Annotated in this window: 19 protein-coding genes and 1 pseudogene; 16 read left to right on the forward strand and 4 right to left on the reverse strand. The window is 47.1% G+C overall.

Features of this window, described 5'->3' with window-relative positions; all coding sequences use genetic code 11:
- The first annotated feature begins 192 nt into the window (after positions 1-192).
- The 11 genes from HII30_RS16050 (at position 193) to HII30_RS16100 (ending at position 12,216) form a co-directional block, all read left to right on the forward strand.
- Entirely contained in the window at positions 193-720 is a 528-nt protein-coding gene (locus HII30_RS16050; RefSeq protein WP_169506058.1) for a DUF948 domain-containing protein, read from the forward strand.
- 75 nt (positions 721-795) lie between these two features.
- Positions 796-1,323 (forward strand): hypothetical protein, encoded by a 528-nt coding sequence (locus HII30_RS16055; protein WP_169506059.1) that lies wholly within the window; start codon positions 796-798, stop codon positions 1,321-1,323.
- A gap of 86 nt (positions 1,324-1,409) precedes the next feature.
- On the forward strand, positions 1,410-1,757 hold the full coding sequence (locus HII30_RS16060) for a YflT domain-containing protein (protein ID WP_169506060.1): 348 nt from the start codon (positions 1,410-1,412) through the stop codon (positions 1,755-1,757).
- Between the two features lie 192 nt (positions 1,758-1,949).
- Entirely contained in the window at positions 1,950-3,125 is a 1,176-nt protein-coding gene (locus HII30_RS16065; protein WP_169506061.1) for a PP2C family protein-serine/threonine phosphatase, read from the forward strand.
- Positions 3,122-6,790: a response regulator gene (locus HII30_RS16070; RefSeq protein ID WP_169506062.1), complete on the forward strand. Its 3,669-nt coding sequence runs from the start codon at positions 3,122-3,124 to the stop codon at positions 6,788-6,790. Before HII30_RS16065 ends, HII30_RS16070 begins: the two co-directional genes overlap by 4 nt.
- A gap of 65 nt (positions 6,791-6,855) precedes the next feature.
- The gene (locus tag HII30_RS16075) at positions 6,856-7,725 is read left to right on the forward strand and encodes a CheR family methyltransferase (protein WP_169506063.1); all 870 of its coding nucleotides are present in this window, start codon (positions 6,856-6,858) and stop codon (positions 7,723-7,725) included.
- Positions 7,726-7,746: 21 nt separating this feature from the next.
- Positions 7,747-9,435, forward strand: coding sequence for a response regulator (locus HII30_RS16080; RefSeq protein WP_169506064.1), 1,689 nt, complete (start codon positions 7,747-7,749; stop codon positions 9,433-9,435).
- A gap of 113 nt (positions 9,436-9,548) precedes the next feature.
- Entirely contained in the window at positions 9,549-9,887 is a 339-nt protein-coding gene (locus tag HII30_RS16085) for an STAS domain-containing protein (protein WP_169506065.1), read from the forward strand.
- Positions 9,888-9,903: 16 nt separating this feature from the next.
- Positions 9,904-10,356, forward strand: a complete 453-nt coding sequence (gene rsbW / locus HII30_RS16090) for an anti-sigma B factor RsbW (protein ID WP_169506066.1) — start codon at positions 9,904-9,906, stop codon at positions 10,354-10,356.
- Positions 10,353-11,123, forward strand: coding sequence for a sigma-70 family RNA polymerase sigma factor (locus tag HII30_RS16095; protein WP_169506067.1), 771 nt, complete (start codon positions 10,353-10,355; stop codon positions 11,121-11,123). Before rsbW ends, HII30_RS16095 begins: the two co-directional genes overlap by 4 nt.
- A 112-nt stretch (positions 11,124-11,235) precedes the next feature.
- A complete protein-coding gene (locus tag HII30_RS16100) occupies positions 11,236-12,216 on the forward strand; it encodes a magnesium transporter CorA family protein (protein WP_169506068.1) in 981 nt (326 codons plus the stop codon).
- 107 nt (positions 12,217-12,323) lie between these two features.
- On the opposite strand, the gene HII30_RS16105 is transcribed toward HII30_RS16100, so the two are convergent.
- The 3 genes from HII30_RS16105 to HII30_RS16115 form a co-directional block, all read right to left on the reverse strand.
- Positions 12,324-12,644 carry a DUF5665 domain-containing protein gene (locus HII30_RS16105; protein WP_425496004.1) on the reverse strand — a complete coding sequence of 107 codons (321 nt, stop codon included), beginning with the start codon at positions 12,642-12,644 and terminating at the stop codon, positions 12,324-12,326.
- Between the two features lie 187 nt (positions 12,645-12,831).
- Complete coding sequence (locus HII30_RS16110) at positions 12,832-13,245, reverse strand: YtxH domain-containing protein (protein ID WP_169506070.1); 414 nt, start codon at positions 13,243-13,245, stop codon at positions 12,832-12,834.
- 47 nt (positions 13,246-13,292) lie between these two features.
- Positions 13,293-13,550: a GlsB/YeaQ/YmgE family stress response membrane protein gene (locus HII30_RS16115; RefSeq protein ID WP_169506071.1), complete on the reverse strand. Its 258-nt coding sequence runs from the start codon at positions 13,548-13,550 to the stop codon at positions 13,293-13,295.
- Positions 13,551-13,739: 189 nt separating this feature from the next.
- On the opposite strand from HII30_RS16115, the gene HII30_RS16120 reads away from it, so the two are divergent.
- The gene (locus HII30_RS16120; protein ID WP_169506072.1) at positions 13,740-14,756 is read left to right on the forward strand and encodes an asparaginase; all 1,017 of its coding nucleotides are present in this window, start codon (positions 13,740-13,742) and stop codon (positions 14,754-14,756) included.
- Positions 14,757-14,842: 86 nt separating this feature from the next.
- Here HII30_RS16120 and HII30_RS16125 read toward each other — a convergent pair whose 3' ends face one another.
- Complete coding sequence (locus HII30_RS16125) at positions 14,843-15,070, reverse strand: DUF1128 domain-containing protein (RefSeq protein ID WP_169506073.1); 228 nt, start codon at positions 15,068-15,070, stop codon at positions 14,843-14,845.
- 177 nt (positions 15,071-15,247) lie between these two features.
- Between HII30_RS16125 and yyaC the strand changes: the two genes are divergently transcribed.
- From yyaC to HII30_RS16145, 4 genes and pseudogenes are all read left to right on the forward strand, one after another.
- The gene (yyaC, locus tag HII30_RS16130; RefSeq protein ID WP_169506074.1) at positions 15,248-15,790 is read left to right on the forward strand and encodes a spore protease YyaC; all 543 of its coding nucleotides are present in this window, start codon (positions 15,248-15,250) and stop codon (positions 15,788-15,790) included.
- Between the two features lie 107 nt (positions 15,791-15,897).
- Positions 15,898-16,689 (forward strand): alpha/beta fold hydrolase, encoded by a 792-nt coding sequence (locus HII30_RS16135; RefSeq protein WP_169506075.1) that lies wholly within the window; start codon positions 15,898-15,900, stop codon positions 16,687-16,689.
- 227 nt (positions 16,690-16,916) lie between these two features.
- Positions 16,917-18,059 (forward strand): class I SAM-dependent methyltransferase, encoded by a 1,143-nt coding sequence (locus HII30_RS16140; RefSeq protein WP_169506085.1) that lies wholly within the window; start codon positions 16,917-16,919, stop codon positions 18,057-18,059.
- Between the two features lie 320 nt (positions 18,060-18,379).
- Positions 18,380-19,333: pseudogene (locus HII30_RS16145) on the forward strand (O-antigen ligase family protein); the annotation flags it as partial.

Genomic DNA, 19,333 nt, shown 5'->3' on the forward strand with positions numbered 1-19,333 from the left:
CAAGACGTGCGCTTCAAGCATTGTGTAAGCCAGGGCTCCCAGCGTCTTGTCATTTACTTTAACCGTGGTCATTTACCTTGAAACAAGGCGTGCTGAGCGCTTGAAAACCCCTTCTATATTTGTTTCGGGGTGAAAGAGAGGGGGTAACTATGAACTATCCAAACAATCCAAAAACAAAGTGAGGTAGTGCGTATGTTAACACAAATTAGTGTAGCCGTTATCGCCGTAGCGTTCGCGGTTCTGGTCTTCTTCCTTATCAAAACATTGAAGTCGGCAACCGTGTCGCTGGATAAGGTGACACAAACGCTTCAGGATGTACAGAAAACAATTGATGAGCTGAGTTATGAAGTGAAGCAGACGATTCGTAATACGAATGATATTACGGCGGATGTCCAGCACAAAATGAAACAAATTGATCCGGTTATGGTAACAGTTAAAAATCTGGGTGAAGCTCTAAGTGAAGTTACATATGCGGTTAAAGAAGTTTCAGCCGGCATAGTAGGAAAATTCAGACAAACCAAGCTTGAGAATAAACAAACGAAATCCATATCGCAGACTTCATCTGCTGCAGCGACTCCTCAAGAGCGCACGGTACAATCGTATGATGCGACTTATAATGAATCATCCAAATCATCATCTTCCAATGCAGGAAAATGGCTGAATTATGTAGATACAGCTGTAGGCATCTGGAGTAAATTCCGTCGTCAAAAGGCACGTTAAACTAACTATACAACTAGAACTTCTGTGACAACACTTACCAGGAGTCAACAGGGATACAGAAAGGGTTGAGTAATCATGTTAAATGTCGTGCTGCTGTTGATGAGTATGCTGTCGACCTTTAGCGGCGGGCCGAATCTTGAGCCCGCTATCGATGCCGGAATAAAGTCACCTGTGGTTCATGCTGCATTAACCTTTGAACCTGCTAAAGCGACCTATTCCCCAGCCGAAGAGGTAGTCACTCTAAATGAAATTGCACTTACGGACCGCATTGAGGATGTCATCCGCAAGAAAGGTGAGCCGCTGGAAATCACAGTTGAGCCGCTGCTTGAAACGACGGATTATCATTATGAAGATATGACCATCGGTTTCAGCAATGGGTTAACGGAATTTGTCCATGTTACGCCTGCAGCTAATTTCATTGAAGTAAATGGCCTCTCTGTTCCTATGATTCCTGGTGAGATTGTTGCAGCTTTCGGTGAGCCTTATTATGAAGGCGAAGATGGTATTGTATATGTATGGAATCATCAAGCAATAAAGGTTTATTTGGATCAGCAAAGCGGTGAAATTTCAGGTGTAGATTTATTTGTGGATTATAGTCAATAAAGTGTTTCAAATGCTGGGAATGTGGTTAAATAAACGAAGGGCTTTTATGTTTCTTTATAATCTTACGGGATTAAGGAGGTTATATGATGGAATCTGCGAATCCAAAAGCTTATGCAAAAATAACCGAAAATGCGACACAGGCGGTACAGGAAGTCCAACAGCTGCAAAGTACAGGCTATATGGCCGATCAAATATTTGTGCTCGCTCATGATTCTGATAAATCTGAACGCATTGCCCATGCATCTCATGCAAAGGAAGTCGGCATGAAAGAAGAAGGCGTGTTCGATTCCATAGCAAATCTGTTCCGTTCACGCGGAGATGAACTGCGGGCCAAGATCGTTTCTCTTGGATTTACCGAAGCAGAAGCTGATTTTTATGAGAAGCAGCTGGATCTAGGGAAAGTTCTGGTCATCGCCAAAAAAAATCAGCCATGATGCAAATATGTTAAATAAAGCTAAACATAGATAAGGAATGGGACAGTGCTGTCCCATTCCTTATCTATGTTTTTAAATAGGTGAATATTTCATGCGGTGGAGTTATTTTCAATATTCATCTATTAAATACGTTATATAGTATAATAGTTGGAGTAATTCGATCGTGTGAGCAGAAACGTTAAGGAGAGGGTTATGAGAATATTAATCGTAGACGACAATCCGACCAACGTCATTATCATTAGAGAAATATTGAAGAAGGAACAGTACAGAGACATTGTGACTGCTCCGTCGGCTATTGAAATGCTGGAGATTCTCGGAATTGGAGACCGCCGTGCGGACCTCCGCCCCAATCGCAGCGACATTGATTTGATTTTGCTGGATATGATGATGCCGGAAATGGATGGCATAGAAGCTTGCCGCATCGTTCAGCAGTATGAACACTTGAAAGATATACCCATTATTATGGTCACGGCTGTTGGTGATTCGAAGAAGCTTGCAGAAGCACTGGATGCCGGTGCAGGCGACTATGTAACCAAGCCCATTAACAAAGTAGAGATGATGGCAAGAATCCGGCTGGCCCTTCGGCTTAAGCATGAGAAGGACTGGCACAAGGAGCGGGAGCAGCGAATTCATGACGAGCTCAGATTGGCATCGATGGTTCAGCATGCTGTACTCAGCCTGCCGATCCGCGACCCCTCTTTTGAAGTTCATGCCCTTTATCAGCCTTCAGCAGAGCTGGCCGGCGACTTATACGCCTGGTATCCGCTTGGTGAAGGACGATATGGGATTATTTTGCTGGATATGATGGGACATGGCATTTCATCTTCATTGTTCTGCATGTTTATTGCATCTGTCCTCAAGGATACGGTGGTTACGCATCAGAAACCGGATAAAGTCATACAGGAGTTAAACCGCCGTTTTAATCAGCTGCATATTGATGATCAGCTGATTCAATATTATTTTACAGCGATCTATTTAATGGTGGATACACGGGCCAAGCGGATTGATTATGTCAATGCGGGACATCCTCCGGCTTTGTTTTTTGAGAAAGGCGGAGAGGTGACCACCCTTGATCAAGGATGTTGTCCTGTCGGGTTATTTGACCACATCGATGATATGGAGCTGAGAAGCTTCCAATACGAGGGAGAGGCTCACATAGCCATGTACACCGATGGTATTCTGGAAGAAGTAGAAGGAAGTCATGATGATCAGCTGGAATATCTGAAGTCCCGCTTGGGGGGAAGCCATCATTGGCGGGAAGATGAGATGAAGGAACAGTTTTTTGTCGACGATGCGCAAGTGGAACGTGATGACGACAAATGTCTGGTTTGGATTTCTTTAAAAGACGGAGAGGGAGAGCCTGAATGAAGATCAAAAACAAGCTGGTGATCGGTTTTACATCACTGCTCGTCATTATGATGATCCTGTCAGTCATTATGTATGACAGACTGAGCTATATGAATGATCAGATGGATGCGATTTATACGGAGCGCTACCAGAAGGTCCGTGACTCCAGTACGATGCGCGGGCACGTTAATGACATGGCTCGTGTTCTAACCAATATGATGCTTACGGCCGAGACCGCCTCCTCTGCAGAAACGAAAGCCGAAATTGAGAGAATGACGGAAACGGCTGCCGGTTATTATAATTCTCTCAAAGAGGCGATTGATACAGCAGAAGAGATGCAGCTCCTGAGCCAGATTGAGGACGCGGCAGCAGATTATATTGCCTACCAGAACCGCACGCTTGAACTTCTAGGAGAGGGAAATCTCGAGGAGGCCAATACGTATCGGTTTACAACAGGTCAGGCTGTTCAGGAGGAAATGCTGGACAGGCTGAATGCGATGGCAAGCTACGAAGATAATAAAATTACAGAGGACATATCAAGTGCCAAAGCAGCGTATGACCGCTCACTCCAGACGACCACGATAATCCTGGCAGCAGGGCTGCTTACAGGACTAGGTGTTATGCTGTGGGCTGTGCCTAGTATTACACGAGGGATTAACACCGTTTCCTTAATGCTCAAGAGCTTTGGGAGTGGAGAGTTGAAAGAAATCCGAAGCATTGAGGTGACCACGAAGGATGAGATTGGCGACGTGGCACAAGTGTTTAAGGAAATGGCTGAAGATATTGAGGAGAAGCAGAAGCTGGAGCATACGTATCAACAAGCCCAGAATGATCAATCCTGGATCAACTCCAATATGGCCAGAGTCACGGAATTGCTTGAAGGCGTAAATTCGCTTTCCGAGGTGGGGCAGCGGTTTATCACGGAATTCACCCCCGTGCTGGGCGGAAATTATGGGGCATTGTATATCCATGAGGTTGACAGGGATCCAGACAAGCTGATACTAAAAGGTTCATACGCCCTTGATACCGGAGAAGAACCTAAGCATCAATTTAAAGTGGGTGAAGGACTTGTCGGACAAGCGGCGCTGGATAAGAAGCCGATCATGCTCGATACCCTTCCGGATGGATACCTGAGTATAAAATCTGCCTGGGGCTCATCCAAGCCGGGCACGCTGGTCATCTATCCGATTCTGTTTGAGAACGAAGTGCTGGGTGTGCTGGAGCTGGCTGCGTTTGAGCCATTTAATCACCTTCAGAAGCAGCTGGTATCTCAACTGTCGACCTCCCTTGGTATTGTACTCAATAATATTACCGGACGTCTGCGGGTGGAAGAATTGCTTCGTGAGTCTCAAGCGATGACAGAAGAGCTTCAAGCGCAGTCCGAGGAGCTTCAGACCCAGCAGGAAGAGCTTCGCCGTTCCAATGAGAATTTGGAAGAACAGACCGAGGCACTCAAGCGTTCGGAAGAACTGCTGCAGCGGCAGCAGGAGGAACTGGAGCATTTTAATACCGAGCTGATGGCCAAGACCAGTGCACTGGAAGAGCAGGTGCAGGAGGTCGAAGAGAAGAATGACGAAATCGAGAAAGCACGCAAACAGCTGGAGAAGCAGGCACAGCAGCTTTCTCTGACAAGCAAGTATAAATCGGAGTTCCTGGCGAACATGTCGCATGAGCTTCGCACACCGCTGAACAGTCTGCTAATTCTTTCACAGCTGCTGACAGAGAACAAAGACGGCAATCTATCTGCCAAGCAGATTGAATATGCGCAGACGATCTATATGTCTGGCGCAGATTTGCTCAAAATGATTGATGAGATTCTGGACTTGTCCAAAGTGGATGCAGGCAAGATGGAAATTAACCGTGAATCGGTGGATATGAAAGATATCGAGTCTTTTGTACACCAGAATTTTGATGCTGTAGCATCCAAGAAAAATCTCGCACTGCAGGTAGAGATTGATGAAGGCATTCCTTCTCATGTTGTGACAGACGGACACCGTGTTAAGCAGATCCTGAGAAATCTGCTGTCGAATGCTTTCAAGTTTACCAGCAGCGGGTCTGTTGAACTGCTCATCGGTCCGGCTGATAATGAGAAGCTGCCGGTATTCCTGGATCGCAGCGGGCGTTATATTGCTTTTTCTGTCAAAGATACAGGCATTGGTATTCCTTCAGATAAAACAGATCTGATCTTCGAAGCCTTCCAGCAGGTGGACGGTACAACCAGCCGCAAGTATGGCGGAACAGGCCTGGGGTTGTCGATCAGCCGCGAGCTGTCACGACTTCTTGGCGGAGGAATTAATGTGGAGTCGGAAGAAGGACAGGGCAGCGTGTTTACTTTATATCTGCCTGAGCAGTCTCATTTGTCAGCAGCTGTCAGTGAGGCGGCTCCGTCACAGGAAACACCGCATTCCAGCCTGTTGATTAAAGAGGAATATCTTCCTCCGAAGCAGCAGTTCGCCAAGCCAAGTGATGTGTACGGCCAAGTGGAAGATGACCGTGATAACATCGGTCCAACAGACAAGCTGCTGCTGATTGTGGAGGACGATACGAAATTCGCCAAAATCCTGGTGGATATGGCAAGAGGACGGGGTTTCAAAGCGATTGTAGCTCATCAAGGAGACACAGGCTTGAAGATGGCTCAATCATACCAGCCGGATGCGATTATTCTGGACATTCAGCTGCCGGTGATGGATGGGTGGTCTGTGCTTGGTGAGCTGAAGAGTTTGGCAGCGACCCGGCATATTCCGGTACATGTCATTTCTGTTGTAGATGATGTGAAGCAGGGTCTCATGATGGGAGCTATCGCTTATCTCAAAAAGCCGTCATCCCGTGAAGCGCTGGAAAATGCTTTTTCGCATATCGAATCCTATTCTGAGAAAACCATGAAACAGCTGCTCATTGTGGAAGATGATGATATTCAGCGGTTGTCGATCATTGAACTGATTGATCATGATGATGTCACCATCACGGCGGTGTCTACGGGTGGAGAAGCTCTTGAAAAATTGAGACAGCAGCGATTTGACTGTATGGTTCTGGATCTGATGCTTACCGATATGACAGGCTTCGCTCTTCTGGATCAAATCCGTGAGGATGAGAACCTTGTGGATCTGCCGATCATCATTTACACAGGCAAAGAACTGGATACCAAAGAAGAGACCCGCCTGCGCAAATATGCGGAATCCATTATTATCAAGGACGTGAAATCACCAGAGCGCCTGCTGGATGAGACTACCCTCTTCCTGCATCGGGTAGAAGCGAATCTTCCTGAGGACAAGCGTAAAATTTTGCAGAAACTGCATAATAAAGAAGAACTTTTTGAAGGCAAACGAATCATGCTCGTGGATGACGACATTCGTAACGTCTTTGCACTGTCCAGTGTTCTGGAAGGCTATAACATGGATGTTACCTTTGCCGAGAACGGCAGAGAGGCAATTGAGCTTCTGGAGTCCGGACCGGATTATGATTTGATTCTGATGGACATGATGATGCCTGAAATGGACGGATATGAAGCCATGAGTATTCTGCGTCAGATGCCAAGGTTTGAGAAAGTGCCGATTATCGCGCTCACAGCCAAGGCAATGAAGGAAGATCGTGCGAAGTGTATTGAAGCGGGAGCTTCGGATTATATGAAGAAACCGATCCAAACCGAGCAGCTTCTTTCCCTAATGCGAGTATGGTTGTATTCGTAACCCGTGATAATGGGTATAGAGTAGTAGAAGTAGAAAATTGTTGGGGAAGAAAGCGGTGCGAAATCATGACATCTGATGAATTTACGGAAATCGAATGGCGTTTGGACGAAAAGAAGGAAAGTGAACTTGAGCAAATCGAGATGGAACTTTTGCTCGAAGGTATTCATCAGTTTTACGGTTATGATTTCCGCAACTATGCGCTCCCTTCTTTAAGACGAAGAATTTGGCATCATGTTCATGCAGAGGGCTTGAACACCATTTCAGGTCTGCAGAATAAAGTCCTTCATGAAAGAGACTGTTTTGAAAGACTGATCTTCAGTCTGTCGATTCCGGTAACGGAAATGTTCAGGGATCCAAGTCTTTTCCGGACGTTCAGGCAAAAGGTGATTCCGCTTCTCAGAACATATCCTTATATCCGAATATGGCATGCTGGGTGCTCGACAGGAGAAGAGGTTTACTCAATGGCGATCATGCTGCATGAGGAGGGCTTGTATGAGAAATCCCGAATCTATGCAACAGACATGAATTCCAGATCCCTGCAGCAGGCCAAGGAAGGCGTCTTTGACATTCAACGAATGAAACAATATACCAAGAACTATTTGGAGGCGGGCGGTACCCGCTCGTTCTCCGAATATTATACGGCGAAGTATAATTCGGTTATATTCCATCCTTTTTTGAAGAAGAACATGATTTTTGCAGAACATAACCTGGCAACAGATCGTTCGTTCAATGAATTCAACGTCATTTTTTGCAGAAATGTTATGATCTATTTTAATGACGAACTGCGCGATCATGTGCATGGTTTGTTTCATGAGAGCTTGAGCCATTTCGGTATTCTTGTGCTTGGAGCGAAAGAGTCGATCCATTTTACGAATGTCAGCGACTCGTACGAAACGCTGGACCGGGTGGAAAAGGTGTATCGAAAGATCAAATAGAGGGTTTCATAGGAGGATTCCATGGGGTTTCATGAACCGATTCATATTCTGCTGGTAGATGACCGCCCTGAGAATTTGCTGGCATTGGAAGCTGTACTCGACAGTCAGCAGTATACATTAGTGAAAGCAACTTCGGGAGAAGAAGCCCTTAGATGCCTGTTGAAGTATGATTTTGCCGTCATTGTTCTGGACGTTCAGATGCCTGGTATGGACGGCATTGAAACAGCGCGTTTAATTAAGGCGCGGGATAAGACGAAAGATATTCCCATTATTTTTATTTCCGCTAACAGCAAGGAAGCCGAGCATTTATTCGCAGGTTATTCTGCTGGAGCCATTGATTATATGGTGAAGCCGTTTATTCCCCAGATTTTGAAATCCAAAATCGAGGGGTTTGTTGACATGTATCTGTCCAACAAACGTCTTAAAACCCAGTCCATGCTGCTCCATCAGAAAACACTGGAACTGGAACGCATCAATACAGAACTTGTACAAGCTAAAGAAGCGGCTGAGATTGCAGCAAAAGCCAAAACTGAATTTCTGGCCATGATGAGCCATGAGATTCGGACTCCAATGAATGGAGTTATCGGCATGATTGACTTGTTAATGGACAGTGATCTTCAAGATGAGCAGAAAGAGTACGCGGATATTATACGAAACAGCGCAGATGCGCTGGTATCCATTATTAACGATATTCTGGATTTCACCAAGATGGAATCCGGCAAAATGGAACTCGAGGAACATCCGTTTGAGCTGAAATCCTGTGTTCAGGAAGTAGCAGGCCTCTTTTCAGCAGAAGCCGCCAAAAAGGATTTGGAACTGGCTTATTTCGTGGAAGACACCATTCCGAGAATGGTGTATGGAGACATGGGCCGTCTGCGTCAAGTTCTGATCAATCTCGTATCTAATGCAGTGAAATTTACGAATGATGGCGGTGTATACATCGTAGCTTCCCTTAAAGAACGCAGCGATAAAGAATTGACGCTTGAATTTGCCGTAAAGGACACAGGAATCGGAATTTCTGAAGAGAAGCTGGACCGGCTGTTTAAACCTTTTTCCCAGCTGGACTCTTCAATGACGCGCAAGTATGGAGGAACAGGTCTTGGACTTGCTATTTGTAAATCATTAGTACAGTTAATGGGCGGCGAGATTCGTGTAGAATCTAACGAGGGAAAAGGTGCTTCATTTATTTTCACCATGCAGGTACAGCGTCAGGAAGAAGAAGATGGTATGGATGGCAGCGGGGATCACCCGGAGGGGTTTGACCTGGAGAATAAGGAACGTTATCCGAACCTCTTGGTCGTAGATGATCATCCCATTAACCGTAAGCTGATTGTTAGTATGATGTACAAGATGGGACTCGCAGTAGATATCGCGGAAGATGGACTTGAGGCGGTTCATATGGCATCTCAGAAGCCGTATGACATGATATTTATGGACTTACAGATGCCGGTTATGGATGGTCTGGAGGCCACGCGTTTGATTCGAAACAGCAAGATGCCGGGTCACGACTGTATCATTGTTGCCATGACAGCCAATGTTATGCACGGCATTCAGACAAGGTGTCTGGAAGCCGGTATGAATGAATATATCAGCAAGCCTGTGAAAATGAGCAGTATACAGCATATTCTTCAGCATTATTCATATCCTGCTGCTCAGGAAACCATGATCTATGTTCCTGAACAACGCAGTGCAAACCTCCATCACGCTTAGGCGAGAGGGGGTTTCCATGATTTAGAAGCTTTAATTTGCTAGCCTGCTTGTTTCAAGTCATGATAATTAGGGTTAATCTGTAGAGAATACAAATTCCGGGAGAGAGTGTGTCTATGAATACAACTAATCAAGATAAGTTTAATGCCAGAACACAAATGAACGATAATGTGTGCACTGTATTTTTGAGCGGAGAATTGGATCTATCCGTAGCGCCAGACTTCCGCTTGGTGATGGAGCCGCTCGTCAGCAACGGTGAGAATGATTTGATCGTCAACATGAAGGATATGACCTATATAGATAGTACCGGCATTGGCATCCTTTTATCCATTTTAAAAGCAAGACACGGTATGAAAGCTGGTTTCGGGGTGGAAGAAGTACCGCCACAGATCCAAAAGCTGTTTGATATGACCGGTATTGCGAAGTTTTTTGCCAAACAGGAGAATTCCCAATAGGAAAGGATCGAAAAGAATGAATACTGATGTACAAAGAATTACCCTGAATCTGCCTGCCAGTGCCGACTATGTGGATATCGTGAGATTGAACTTGTACGGTATTGCTTCTAAAATCGGTTTTTCTTATGAAGAGATTGAAGATATGAAAGTTGCTGTTTCTGAAGCATGTAACAATTCCGTGCTGTATGCTTATGGGCAGGATGGCGGAATGGTCGATGTTTTTTTCGAAGTAACACAGGATTATTTGTCGATTACAGTTCGAGACGAAGGGGAGAGTTTCGAAAGTAATGGCAGAAGTGAAGGTTCCGAGACCCTTCATGATAAAGAATTGAGCGATGTACAAATCGGTGGGCTCGGTTTTTATCTGATGGAGGCTCTGATGGATGAGGTGAGTATCAAGAATCAGGCTGGAAAGGGAACAGAGGTTGTTCTTACCAAACGACTTTCGAGAAGTGAGGAGCCAGTATGAACGAAAAAGTGACTCCCCCAGAGTCCAGGGACGAGGCAATTAGTCTGATTTGGGAATACCAGCAGACCAAGGACAATGATATTGCCACGGTTCTTATTCAGAAATATGAACCTATGGTTCGTATGGCTTCAGGCAAGATTGCCAGAAACCGTCCTGATTTATATGAAGATCTGTATCAGGTGGGACAAATGGCATTAATCCGGCTGCTGCAGCAGTATGACATCAGCCTGGGTATTCCATTTGAGCCTTATGCCATGAAGAGCATGATCGGTCATATGAAGAACTTTTTGCGTGACAAGTCCTGGTACATCCAGGTTCCGCGGCGCATTAAGGAAAAGGGTGCATTAGTCCAGCAGGCCATCGATGAACTCATGGTAAAGCTGGAGCGTTCACCAGATGTGAATGAAATTGCAGAATTTTTGGACCTCACCGTAGAAGAAACGGTTGAAGTGCTTGCCGGCAGGGAATGCTATCACTATGTATCCCTGGATTCCCCGTTGTCTCAGGAAGAAACCGGTGCTACCTTGGGTGAACTCATCAGTTCGGATGTCAATGATTATGATTCCGTGGAAAAGCGAATGGATTTGCAGCAAGCATTGAGCCAATTGAAGGATCAGGAACAGAAAGTATTGCTCCTGGCATTTCAAGATGGTCAGTCACAGCGCGCGATCGCACAAAAGCTGGGGGTTTCCCAGATGAGTGTGTCACGGATCCAGAAGCGAGCAACGGAGAAGCTGAAACAAATCATGTCCAATTCATCGTATTAATATGGACAAACCTTCAACTAAATATGGTAAGTACATGATGTGAAAGGGGTGCGCCTTCCGAGTCGGGACAGCGTACCCTTTTGTGATTCAAATGAAGGATAGGAGGGATGTAATGGAAGCTTTAAACCGGGAAAAAGGACAGCTAGAGCACAAAATGGATGGTGGATGGACCTGGTATGATCTTCAAACAGAGAATTGGGACGAACCAGTTATAAAAGAACTTGAAGACCGCTTTCCCGAATTCTCTGAATGGCTGGGAGTAGCCACCACGTTGAAAGGGAAAAATCATTTGTCGGTACGAATGCCTGATGGAATCAATCCGGTTATGCTGGGGACCATCATGTATACCATTGCATCCGATCTGGACGAAGACCGTGAGAATGAGCAGTTTTATTTCTATATCGATACAGATGCGTTAATTACGTTTAATCTGGATGATGAGACCCGTGAAATGATGAGGGAACCGGACCGGGTCTCCATGTTGAATCAATGTCAGCAGCCTATAGAAGGTATGTTTGTGTTGACACGGGCCATTCTTTATTATTTTCATGCCGGAATGGATCAGTTCGAGACCCGTCTTCGGGAAGTGGAATCTGCTATGAGAAAACATAATGAGCGGCATTTGCTGGACCGAATACTGACCTCTCGCTTTGAATTGCTGTACTGGAACAATTTGTTCATTCCCTTTCAAGAGCTGATCGCAGGCTCTAAAGAAGGGTACCTGGACCAAATCAAGGATAGCCGCTATTACCAGCAGCTGCTTCACCGTGTAGAACGGATGGAAACCTTGTTCCGTCATTATCATCGGGAAATTGATACGCTCATTTCTATTGATGACGCAGTTCACGGTTTCCGAGGCAATGAAATTATGAAGACTCTAACGATTTTCACTGTAATTGTGACGCCATTAACTGTCGTCGGGGCGATTTGGGGCATGAACTTTGAACTGCTGCCTATTACGAAGCCAGGATGGGGCTTCACGGTAGTCATGCTGTTGACTATCTTGCTAACAGGCGGCTTATACTTCTGGATGTATCGAAAGGGCTGGACAGGAGATCTGCTCAAGGTGAGATCTAAAGATAAGAACATCTAAATCAACAAAAATAGCCGTTCCTCAAGATCTGAGATCTTATGGGACGGCTATTTTTTGCTGTTGTGAGCAGCTGCGGGACTAAATTGGAAAGCAAGCTGCTTTGTATTTTATCTTGCGTTATCTACATAGCCCTGGAGTTCGGCAATATAGTCGCCAATCAATGGAAGGTCAACAAACAGGCTCAGAAGATATCCGAGTAAACTTAATACAACGACAGTTCCGACAGTCAGGCCAAGACCACGGGCTAACCCTGCTGTAAAATTTGTAATCATACGTCTTTTCGGATTCATATAGTTCTCAATTATATCTTTAAAATCTGCGCGTTCTAAAGTGTCAGCGATTTTATCAAGACGTGTATTAAGTCGTTTGACTTCATGCCTCAGCTCGAAAGGGTGTTCTTCGACTTCATAAGCGTGCTGTTTCGGCATGTTATCACGGCTGCGGCTTTCGTCACGAGTCTGACTATTTCGGTTAGAGCGATCGGCAGAAGATGAGCCTATCGGGTATGGATTTGCTTTACTCATGTTATCCCTGCTTTCCATAAGTGATGTCTTGCAGCTGCATTTTGGATCAAAAAATAGCCAGCTGTGTCAGCTGGCTATTTCATGGCAAGACTTAATAAGAAGTGTTGTTCGACTTCAACTCTTGGCTGACCTCAGAGGAAGCATCTTGTTCAGTCTTCTTGATTTCTTCTGAAGCCGATGCGACTTCGTCGGCGACATCTGTGGAAGCTTTGCGGAAAGTAGCCATTACATTTTCGCGGCTGTCGTTCACTGTTGTCATGACATCAGAAGCTTTAGTGCTTACTGTTTTTGCGATATCGGAAGCTTTGGTGCCTACCACACCTGCAACTTCCTTCGTTTTGTCTGTAACGAGAGAAAGCTTGTTTGACAGATCGCCGCGCATTTCATTTCCTGGCTTCGGTGCAAACAACAGCGCTGCAGCAGCACCTACCAGGGCACCGATAAATGCACCTTTGAAAAATGTTGAACTAGTTTGTACCGGGTAATCCTGTTCTGCTCGATTCATAATAATCACTCCTTAAATAAATTTAAATTTAAAATACTCAAGTTTATCTAGGTAGCACGTCTGAACATTCTGGATGCCAGTCCCAGCAGGAATACAAATACGGCTGTGCCAATAATAGCCGGAACAATCGCAAAGCCTCCGATTTCAGGTCCCCATGCACCCATGATCATAGGTCCAAGCCAGGCACCGACGAAGCCGGCGATCATGGAACCTATAATCCCTCCGGGCATATCATGACCTACCAATGCATCACCAATGATGCCAATGATGATAGCCATCACGATGCTGATAACGATTCCCCACATAATAATCGCCTCCTTTTCTAGCTTAGTCTTTGGCTTGTGTGGGCTTGCTTAATTCGTATTTAAACGCTAAACCCTTCCCTGAAACAAACGGGGTCTGGTCTGGGATAAGGTCTGGCTCCATAAAGCTGAGTAGCCTTGCGGATCGGAAAGTACTATACTGATGAAACAGAATTAAAGGAGAGAAGTGTAATGGAGACCCCGCTCATGCATGAGTACCGGGCAGATGTAATCGAGTGTATTCACAGCGGACATATCGTTATCGTAAATGATCAGGGGCTGGTGAAAGCCTGGGCAGGAGACCCGAAACATATCGCATTTACTCGTTCATCCGCGAAGCCGATTCAAGCCATTCCTGCAGTACGTGGCGGGATCATGGAACACTACAGTCTTACGGAAAAAGAATTGGCGGTGATGGTATCCTCGCACCGGGGAGAGCCGGAGCATCAGTCCGTTCTGAAAGCATTAATGCAAAAAACAGGTATTCACGAAAGCAGCCTGGTCTGCGGGAAAAGCTATCCCCTGGATGAGAACAGCCGAGAGGACTTGCTGCGCCATGGAGGGGAAAAGCGCAAGATACATCATAATTGTGCCGGCAAGCATTTGGGAATGCTTGCTTACAGCAAAATGAGGGGTATTCCTCTGGAAGGGTATGATTCTTTAGGTCATCCTGTTCAGCAGGAAGTGCTGGCAGTCATGTCTGGTTTGAGCGGCATGCCTCGAGAAAACTTGATCACAGGCATTGATGGATGCGGGCTGCCAGTGTTTGCACTGCCCCTTCACTTATTAGCTGCTGTATATATGAAACTGGCATGTCCGGATTTGATCCGGGATGAATCAATACGGGACGCGGTACGGAAGATCACAGGAGCGATGAATCGGCATCCTCATTTGGTCGGTGGTAAAGGCCGGGTGGACACCTTGCTTTTGCAGGATGAGAATATCGTGGCAAAGGGAGGATTTAAAGGGATTTTTGGTTTGGCGCTCAAGAAAGAACGGCTCGGTATTGTATTCAAAGTACTGGATGGATCAGAGGAAGAGTGGGCATATATTACTGCATCTATTCTTGAGCAGATCGGGTACAGCAATAAAAGACTCATAGAGTCATTAAGAGAAGCATATTCCAGTGACTTGTATAATGACAGCGGTCAGAAGGTAGGCAGTGTGAAGACCGTCTTTACATTAGATAAGACAACGACAACGGTATGAATGAAATCCTAACACTGCAAAAAAAAGCCTCAACGCTTTCCTCAATAGGTCAGCATGAGGCTTTTTTTGGTTATGCAGCAAACATCTTATGCACGGTTTCGCAGGCGGCCCAGCTCGGACACTATGGCTTCTACTTCTGAAATGCTCATATTGTTCTTATTCATTACGATTTCATAGATATCCTGAATATCCTCATAGTTATCTTCCGAAAAAGCGGACGCCTGCATGGCAGCGCCAGAGGCCATACGGAGCTTCAGCTTGATCTGCTCGATCATATAGTCCAGGTTTTCCCTGTTCTTTTGGGTTAAATCCATGAATGGTCATACTCCTTTCCCATCAAGCGTTCATCGTTTCTGTATTGTACCATGAGCAGTGTGGCCTGGGGAAATCTTTTTGCGGGGGCAGCCTGTAATAGGTTAAAATTATAAGAAAAACGGAACTGAGTGCAAACCTGCTCTTTTCTGTCGAGAATGATGATAAGGGGGGAGGTTATGAGTGAAGGGACAGGCTCTGAGATACCAGGTTCCGCTTCCATCAAGAAAAAGCTGTCTTTTGAGCAGCTGCAGCTTTTTTTCAGCCACATCTCCGAACAGTATACATTAGATGAAATTACTTTTGTCTGCATAGGGACGGACCGTTCAACAGGAGATGCTTTGGGGCCTCTTACCGGCAGCAAATTACTGGAGTATGGGTTTTCCCGAGTCATCGGAACATTGCCGGATCCTTGTGATGCCATTAGTCTGGCACATAAGCTCGGGCATATACCGCCGCATCATGTCATTATTGCCATAGATGCCTGCTTGGGGCAGCCTTCTTCTGTAGGCTCTTTTTTTGCAGCAAAAGGCCCGCTCAGCCCTGCCAAGTCTGTCGGCAGTCCGCTGCCTGAAGTAGGCCACTACAGCATCGCTGCTGTTGTTAATGTACACGGACCCAAGCCCTACTGGACACTGCAGATGACATCCCTGAACTTTGTGATGATCATGGCTTCCCAGATTGCGGATGCAGCGGCATCGGCCTTTGGCCTTACTCCCTAAGACATGCGTTTCAGGAGGGGGCATTTATGTTTTAATACTAGTTATTATCTTCATATATTACATAAGTGTCTGCAATGCAGACCTGATAAGGAAAGAAGGGTATAAATATGGAAAAAGTACACTGCAACGGCAAAACAATTTGTTATCTGGAGCATGGGCAGGGAGAGCCGGTTATTCTGCTACATGGGTACTGCGGAAGCTCTTCTTATTGGGAACCTGCACTGCCTCATTTAAGCGGCTTTAGAATCATCGCACCAGACCTTCGAGGTCATGGTAAAAGTGATGCACCTATGGGGCCCTACACCATCGAACAGATGGCGGATGATGTCCTGATGCTCATGGACGAGCTGAATATACCGAAGGCTGTACTGCTGGGTCACTCGCTTGGCGGCTACATTACGCTGTCCTTCGCCCAGCGTCACAGCTCCCGCCTGAATGGATTCGGACTTATTCATTCTACGGGTTATGCCGATTCAGATGAAGCCAAGGAAAAGCGCCTGAAGGCAGTAAGCACAATCCAGAATGTCGGAATCACAGAATTTGTGGACAGCCTCGTCCCTGGTTTGTTCGCACCGGATACTGAAAGCAAAAAGCCGGAATGCATCCTGAAAGCGAAAGAAATCGGGTATCAGACACCGCCTCAGGGTGCAGTAGGGGCGGCACTGGCGATGAGGGAACGCACAGATCGCCGTGATGTACTTTCTTCAACCACCCTGCCCGTGCTGCTGGTAGCTGGTGAGCAGGATGCAGTGATTCCGCAGGATCGTGTCTTTACCACGGATCACTCAAATGTTATGACTTCGGTTATTTCTGGTGCAGGCCATATGAGCATGATGGAAGAGCCGGAGCAATTGGGAAGTGTAATACAGTCTTATTTGAAGTCTGTATATTCTTCCTGATCTGCTCTGAGGTGAATTATTCATATGCATCAAAAAGTAAAGGCTGTCCCGATGAATCATTGGGGCGGCCTTTGCTGTGATTACAGAGCGGACCTTGGGTCCATGGAATCTTTGGAGGATTGACCGGGGATGGTATGATAAGGGATGTGGTTCAAGCAAGGGCCTGAACAAATATATCATGAAAGTGGGAAGTACCTTTGGAAGCACTTCGTAAATTGATTCAGCAGATGATGGAGGATGCCTCCCTCATTACGGCTTCACTCAGCCAGCTTCGCAAGCGAGAAGGGGCAGCCTATACCAAAGTAACGATAAAACCCGTGGAACTGAAAGAACAGCTGCATTATCAGTTCGCGTATTATACCGGTACGAAAGTCACCCACCAGAATGTGCTGCCATCAGAAGCGGCGGAAGTGCTCACAGCACTGATGGAAGAGACATTCAGGCAGGCGCTTTTTTGTACCCCCGAAGCAGATTATCAGGTGTTGATATCGAAGAAATATAAGGTGTCGATATTGACCAAGTCCCCAACCAAATCCGCAGATGACCTGATGCTCGCCCATAATCGTAAAAAAGCTTACATTCTGGAGGAAGGCACACCGGTTCCTTTTCTGATTGAGCTTGGCATCATGAATGAAGAAGGCAAGGTGCTGGCCCGCAAGTATGATAAATTCAAGCAGATCAACCGGTTCCTGGAGATGGTGGAGGATGTGCTTCCTCATTTGCCTCAGGATCGTGCCTTGACGATCGTAGATTTCGGGTGCGGAAAGTCATATCTAACTTTTGCCTTGTATCACTATTTGGCGATAAAATCTCGAAGAACGCTGAATATCGTCGGATTGGATCTGAAGGCGGATGTGATCGAACACTGCAGTATGCTGGCGAAAAATCTGAATTATTCAAAACTGAAGTTTCTTGTCGGTGACATCGCGGATTATGACGAACTGGATCAGGTCGATATGGTGGTCACCCTCCATGCATGTGATACTGCAACCGATGCAGCATTGGAGAAAGCTGTCCGCTGGGATGCCTCTGTGATTTTGTCCGTACCTTGCTGTCAGCATGAACTGTTCACCCAGGTAAACAATGACGTCATGGAGCCGATGCTGTCTCACGGCATTTTGAAGGAACGCTTTTCGGCCCTGGCTACAGATGGCATCCGGGCCAAGCTGCTGGATGTGATGGGATACCGTACCCAGCTGCTGGAGTTTATCGATATGGAGCACACACCCAAAAATATTCTCATACGTGCGGTCAAAGGCAGCGCCGGTGACCGGGAGCAGCTGTGGCGCGAGTATACGGTTTTTCGGGATTTTCTCAGTGCTTCACCTTATCTGGAAAAAGCATGCGGAGATCTGCTCCCGTCCGAGTAACTTTCTATTCTGAAGCAGCTGCCACTCGGATGTTCAGGTGAGTGCCTCAATAAGCTCGGTTTCCGGGCTTATTTTTTTAATTTACACCTATGATCGGGCTTACTCCGCCACATACATGCGGTGCAAACCTCGCCCGCACGCGGGAATGTATGTGGTTTTTCATATACATGTGTTGCCACCCCGCCTGTTCGCGTGACAAATGGGCAAATATGTGATTATAAAGGAAGGGGTTCGCCCAGACTGAAGAAGAGAGCGTGACGTTTAAAGCGGTTGTGCTGCAGGGTGAAGTGTCGATTATGTTGATATAAGGAGTACAATAGATGGCCGTACGAGGCGTGCTGTTTGGTATGCTGCTGCTGTTAATGGGAATGAGCTGTACACAGACTGGCTTGTTTTTTGATAGCGATCTTTATGCCATCTCCGCCGTGTGGGGAGGGGGCTGCTTGTTAATATTGGCAGTCTGTATTCGCGATAGCAGACGCATGGAGATGATACGAAATCATTTATGCTGGTCCGGCTCCTATCCTTTGATGGGATTAAGCATTCTGATGATCGGCATCTATAGTGTGCATGCTTGTACAGGTCCGGTGTCCATGGAAGGGACGCTCCAGGAATGGATCTCCTGGAGCCTTTACGGCTCGGCCGGTCTGGCCGCCTGGCTGCTGGGCGGTGAAGCGCGGGGACGGCAGCTGGTTATGTGCCTTTGGCATGCAGCCGGTGTGCTGCTCTGCGGCAGTGCGCTGCTGGCCGTATATGGTTTGTTGGATCTGCCGCATGTTGTCATGCGCGTCGCAGATCCTGCTGTCAGCGCGTCAGGCGCGAGGCTGGGCGGGCTGCTGCAGTACCCGAACACGTTCGGGGCTGTCATGGCCGCTTTCCTGCTCGAGCGCCTGTTCGCGCTGCCCGCTGCGCTCCGCAGGCGCGCAGGGCGCCTTCGCGCTGCGGCTGCGCTGCTGCCGCTCGCGCCCTACACCGCCGCGCTCCTCCTGACGGAGTCGCGCGGCGCCTGGCTTGCGGCCGCACTGGCGTGTGCGGCCGGCCTTGCCGCGGAGCGGCGCTGTGCAGCGCTGCTCCTGGCGGCCTGTGCCGCGCCTGTGGCGAGCGCGGCACTGCTGTACGGCCAGCTGACGGAAGTCCAGCTGGCTCCGGCAGTGCTGCCCGGCCTGCTGTGGCTGGCCGGGCTGTGGGCCGGCGGGGTCATCGCCGGCCAGTGGATGGCCCGGGCCGCAGGCAGCGGCCTGGGCCTGGCGGCAGCGGGCCGCGCGCGCATGCGC

Origin of the sequence: Paenibacillus lemnae (assembly GCF_012933385.1) — a bacterium.
GTDB lineage: Bacteria > Bacillota > Bacilli > Paenibacillales > Paenibacillaceae > Paenibacillus_AQ > Paenibacillus_AQ lemnae.